Source organism: Vibrio sp. SG41-7, assembly GCF_014164465.1.
Lineage (GTDB): Bacteria > Pseudomonadota > Gammaproteobacteria > Enterobacterales > Vibrionaceae > Vibrio > Vibrio splendidus.
The window spans coordinates 1-5406 of record NZ_JACJFF010000195.1; the positions used below are offsets into that span (position 1 = coordinate 1).

The 5406-nt window shown below is 42.4% G+C and carries 5 protein-coding genes; 2 read left to right on the top strand and 3 right to left on the bottom strand.

The features are described 5' to 3' along the window. The 3 genes from H5300_RS25270 to H5300_RS25280 all read right to left on the bottom strand — a co-directional run. A partial coding sequence (locus H5300_RS25270; RefSeq protein WP_259397942.1) for a competence protein CoiA family protein occupies positions 1-706 on the bottom strand: 706 nt, incomplete at its 3' end. 135 nt (positions 707-841) lie between these two features. Next, positions 842-1843 carry a metal-dependent hydrolase gene (locus H5300_RS25275; RefSeq protein WP_182797208.1) on the bottom strand — a complete coding sequence of 334 codons (1002 nt, stop codon included), beginning with the start codon at positions 1841-1843 and terminating at the stop codon, positions 842-844. A gap of 227 nt (positions 1844-2070) precedes the next feature. After that, positions 2071-2880, bottom strand: coding sequence for a sulfite exporter TauE/SafE family protein (locus H5300_RS25280; RefSeq protein ID WP_102456105.1), 810 nt, complete (start codon positions 2878-2880; stop codon positions 2071-2073). A 343-nt stretch (positions 2881-3223) separates the two neighbouring features. Here H5300_RS25280 and H5300_RS25285 point away from each other — a divergent pair, with 343 nt between their 5' ends. After that, positions 3224-4201, top strand: a complete 978-nt coding sequence (locus H5300_RS25285) for a DUF1852 domain-containing protein (protein WP_004733564.1) — start codon at positions 3224-3226, stop codon at positions 4199-4201. 45 nt (positions 4202-4246) lie between these two features. Continuing rightward, positions 4247-5275, top strand: a complete 1029-nt coding sequence (locus tag H5300_RS25290) for a methionine synthase (RefSeq protein WP_017082702.1) — start codon at positions 4247-4249, stop codon at positions 5273-5275. The last annotated feature ends 131 nt before the right edge of the window (positions 5276-5406 follow it).

Here is a 5406-nt window from a genome sequence, read left to right on the forward strand (position 1 = left end):
CAACTGCTGATAATTCATGGTAGTACTGCTTGTTTCTTTGGCGAGAAGAGCGTACCACTTTCGGCAGTTGGCTTTCTCTTCTACACCTTTCCATGAATGTCGCAGTTATTATCTGAAATCGGGTCCAATTAGCGTTAGTAGGATTGAAAAGAGCCTTTCTGATTTCTTTATCTTGATACAATCTGTCAGAGTTATGCAGGCTAGTTAAAACGACTTCTATAGCGGGCTGATTTTCTTCTTTTATCGCTGCCAACTTTTCTGCCTCACATTCATGAGTAACTGTAATTTCAATAAATAGCGAGCGATGTTTTACCCTTCCATGGCTATCAATTCGATACTTGTGCCAAGAATATTCGTTTTGCACAGAATCAAACCAAACCTTTGCTGTTGGGTACTTTATCTCTTCTCCAATAAGAACCGTGTCGTCGAGTAGAATTATTTCAGGTGTGTATGTGAATTCAGGTAATACAATGCATTGTTCTGATTCTAATAGCTGTTGTGCATATTGATGAAGGTAAGTCATTGCTTCATAGTCAAAGCAATCAGTCTCAATCGCATGAGCGAAATGCGGACGCTTTTTTTGACCTTTGTTTTTAGCAATGAGTTGTTTTCCACAACTGGGGCAAATGCAGTCACAAGCTAAACCATTAAGGACGTTTTTGACGTGGTGTATTTTTCCATTTTTTAGACCAAACGGTATAAGCATGTAAGTTCCCTCGAGAGACTAACCAAATATTATCGTACTTATATCCAATAGCATACAAAACCTAACGCACTACACCTAACTGCTTACCAACATAAATATGAAAGTGGCTCCAATGAAGAAAATTATCGGAATCCATCAATCTCCTTTCAGCATATCGAAGAAGATCTGTCTCGACTCAGGTGTGTTGTCTCTATGAGTTTCGTATTTTACATGCGTATTTGCATCAATAGCTTTTGATAGCTTGATGCTCCATAGTGCTTTCATTTGATTCGGTACAATTGAATATCGGACATCGATAATACGTAGCTCGTCTGTTGGGTCCTGAGCAATGTAACCATTTGAAAACCAGCGGAAGCGCTCAATGTCTTTGGCTTGTTGAGAATCAGGGTCAAGCCAAGGCAAATCCCTGCTAACATTCAGTTTCGTAATCGACTCTCCGGGATATACGTTTACCGATGTGCCAACCCGCACTGCGTCTACATGATATTGAGCCTCTGTTTCGTACACCACTTTCCATACCAAGATATTAGCAAAGCTTGGTTTTGCCTCTAATCGAATCGGTGTGTGTTGTCTTTGATCCGCTAATTGCCACCCAACCGCCTCTGCCCTGTCTCGCTGAATCATCCCTAATGTTGGATAGATTAGAGCCCAAGCAAATGCGACACGCGCCAGCCAAGGCGCTCGTTTCAACGTTGTAAACACAAGTAAAATTAAGATGGGAAGCGTATAAACAGGATCGATGATTGATATGGTATTCCAAGCAAAACGCGCGTTGGTGAAAGGCCAAAGTAACTGCGTGCCATAAGTGGTACAAGCGTCTAACAGTGCATGAGTGCCATAACCCAGAGCGCAAAACAGCCAACTTTGTTTGAAAGTAAGCCCACGTCTTTTTGCAATCAGGTGATGCAGAACCAAGGCACAGATCAAACTGCCAATGGGGATAAAGAAGAGTGAATGGGTAAATTGTCGATGAAACTCCAAAGCCAACAAAGGGTCACTTTGAGACTTAATAAGTGCATCTAAATCTGGAGCCAACCCAGAGAGCAGACCTAATACCCCAGCAACAACCAAATGTTGTTTTTTGCTGGCCGATTGTGACAAAGAAGCGCCTAACACGCCCTGCGTTAAAGGATCCATAAATCACTCATTGATAGCATTCCGTTGAATCAAACAAGATACATTTAGCTATAGCAGTGGATTGTTCATAACTAAACTATTTTATCAATATACTCATGTACATAGCTGTATAAGCATAGACCGACAAACAAAAAAAGAGCAGTTATGAAACTGCCCTTTTCTAATTATTGGTGGTTGATCAATTTATTCGTTTTTGTTCTATATATTCACACTTGAACGGTCTTCAATTAACGAGCAACCATGCTTGCTGCGATAACCACCAGCAGTATTGAGAAGATTTTCTTAATCGTCGGAACAGGTAAATGGTTGGTCGCTTTTGCGCCTAAAGGAGCCGTAAACCAAGACGTGCACACAATACCCAACAGCGCAGGCAGATAAACAAACCCAGCAAAACCGTCTGATAGAGCAAAGTGGCTGCTACCTGAACTGATGTAACCTATCGAACCAAATAGCGCGATCACAATGCCACAAGCCGACGCGCAGCCAATAGCCTTTTTCATATCGACAGAGAAGAACGTTAATAGCGGAACCAGCAATGCACCACCACCAATGCCTATCATGGCAGACAAGCCACCCGTAATGGTTGTCAGCACCGTTAGCACGCCCTTGTTTGGCAGTTTTCGTTCCTTAGGTGCATCATTTTTACTGCTTAAGAACATCTTGATCGCAATAAGAACCACACTCACGGCGAACACAATACGAACGATTTTTTCCGGTAACAGAGCTGCCATAAAGCCACTAACCAGTGCACCCAGAGCAACACCGAGCATGATCCAAGGCGCCAGATCCCAAGGCACGTTGCCATTCTTGTGGTGAGCAAGTGCAGAAGAAGTTGAGGTGAACAGTATCGATGCCAACGAGGTAGCGATGGCCGCAACAACCACTTGATCCGCAGGTAGAATCTCTAAGTGAAGTAAAATGCTGCTTAGCACCGGAACAATGATCAGCCCTCCGCCAATCCCCAAAAGCCCGGCAAGAAAACCAACACCACTGCCTAATAATGCACAGTATAAAATCAACAACAGCAATTCACTCATTTCATCCATCTCTTAATTAAATTAATCATCTTAAATAACACACTATTAATGTGGTTATATTTCCTTCAAGATAATTAATATAACTGACACCGGATTAAATATTCAAACAGAATAGATCATGAATATTCCTCATGTTCAATGTGAAGTAATACCATTGTTAATGGTGAACCTATCAACGTATAAAAACCTTAAGCGATTAACTTTATACGACATTAATTCTGCTAAGCATTAATGTCAGACAGCATAGCCTTCGATTCTTAATCCGGTCACAAGCAAAAAATAAAAGCCGTTTTAATACTAAAGACCGAGAGAATCAGAAAACAAATTGGGATACTAAATCAGCATGAATAAAGAATTTAATTTTACGATTAAGAGCATTAGCCTCGACGAAAACTACCAGCCTGCAGACAGCACGCGTATCACAACCAACTTTGCTAACCTGGCTAGAGGCGACAGCCGCCAAGCGAACTTGCGTAATGCGCTACAAATGATCGATAACAGTTTCAACGCGTTAGCACACTGGGACAATCCTAAGGGCGACCGTTACTCTGTTGAGCTTGAAATCATTTCTGTTGATATGGACATTGAAAGCAACGGTGAAGCATTCCCTTCAATTGAAGTGCTGAAAACCAATATTCTAGACCGTAAAACCAACGAGCGTATTGAAGGCATTATCGGAAATAACTTCTCTTCTTATGTTCGAGATTATGACTTTAGCGTACGTCTATTGGATCATAATAAAGGCCAAGATAAATTCAGCATTCCAGAAGATTTTGGTGATTTACACGGCAAGCTTTTTAAATATTTCGTTAACTCTGACGCTTACAAAAAGAACTTTAATAAGCCACCTGTTATTTGCTTAAGCGTGTCAGATAATAAAACCTATTACCGCACTGAAAACCAACACCCAGTATTAGGTTTTGAATACCAACCGAATGAGTCTTCTTTAACTGAGCAATATTTTAAGAAGATGGGCTTACAGGTTCGTTATTTCATGCCGCCAAACAGTGTTGCACCTTTGGCTTTCTATTTCTTTGGTGATCTGCTGAACGATTACTCGAACCTAGAGCTTATCAGCACCATCAGTACCATGGGCACGTTCCAGAAAATCTACCGTCCTGAGATTTATAACGCGAACGCGGTTGCAGGCAACTGTTACCAACCAAACTTGAAAAACTTGGATCACTCGCTGACTCAAATCGTGTACGACCGTGAAGAACGAAGCCAACTAGCGGTTGAACAAGGTAAATTCGCAGAAGAGAATTTCATTAAGCCATACCAATCAGTTCTAGAGAACTGGTCGGCAAATTACGCACTTTAATCGTCTATTGCGCTCTCAAACCACCCAAGGATAGGCAGTATTATTATGAAAACACTATTACCGACTTCAACAGCGGGCAGCTTGCCGAAACCGTCTTGGCTTGCACAACCAGAGACGCTTTGGTCGCCATGGAAACTTCAAGGCGATGAACTCACAGATGGCAAACAAGATGCGCTGCGTGTCTCTCTGCACGAGCAGCAGCAAGCAGGCATTGATATTGTGAGTGACGGTGAGCAAACACGTCAGCACTTTGTAACGACCTTCATTGAACACTTGAATGGCGTTGATTTTGAAAAGCGTGAAACCGTTAAAATCCGCGACCGTTACGATGCAAGTGTACCGACAGTCGTTGGCCCTGTTTCTCGTCAGAAATCCGTGTTTGTCGAAGATGCGAAATTCTTACGTCAGCAAACCGACCAACCTATTAAATGGGCTCTGCCGGGGCCTATGACGATGATAGATACGCTTTACGATGCGCATTACCAAAGCCGTGAAAAACTGGCGTGGGAATTTGCGAAGATCCTCAACGAGGAAGCGAAAGAGTTAGAAGCTGCAGGCGTTGATATTATTCAGTTCGATGAACCTGCGTTTAACGTGTTTTTTGATGAAGTGAATGATTGGGGCATCGCGTGCTTAGAAAGAGCCATTGAAGGGCTTAAGTGCGAAACAGCAGTGCATATTTGTTATGGCTACGGCATTAAAGCGAATACGGATTGGAAAAAAACGTTAGGCACCGAGTGGCGCCAATACGAAGAAGTGTTTCCTAAGCTGCAGCAATCGAATATCGATATCATCTCTTTAGAGTGTCACAACTCTCATGTACCTCTTGAGCTACTTGAACTGGTACGAGGTAAGAAAGTGATGGTCGGTGCGATCGATGTGGCTACCGATTCCATTGAAACACCAGAAGAAGTGGCTAACACTCTACGAGAAACACTTAAGTACGTTGATGCAGACAAGCTCTACCCTTGCACTAACTGCGGCATGGCACCCCTACCTCGCGAAATTGCCTCAGCGAAGCTTAATGCGCTCAGTGCTGGCGCAGAGATCGTTCGTAAAGAGCTTTCAGCGTAACGCTTTCCTTAAGAACAAAAGTTATCCCCTGAAGCCTAAGTATCACATCGATGCTTAGGCTTCCGTACTCTTCTCAACTTCCACTCTCTATTTATCTATTTATCTATTTATCTATTTATCTATTTATCTAT

Coding starts and splice junctions, on each gene's coding strand:
- H5300_RS25280 (WP_102456105.1), bottom strand. CDS start 2,880: ATGAGTGAATTGCTGTTGTTGATTTTATACTGTGCATTATTAGGCAGT.
- H5300_RS25285 (WP_004733564.1), top strand. CDS start 3,224: ATGAATAAAGAATTTAATTTTACGATTAAGAGCATTAGCCTCGACGAA.
- H5300_RS25275 (WP_182797208.1), bottom strand. CDS start 1,843: ATGGATCCTTTAACGCAGGGCGTGTTAGGCGCTTCTTTGTCACAATCG.
- H5300_RS25290 (WP_017082702.1), top strand. CDS start 4,247: ATGAAAACACTATTACCGACTTCAACAGCGGGCAGCTTGCCGAAACCG.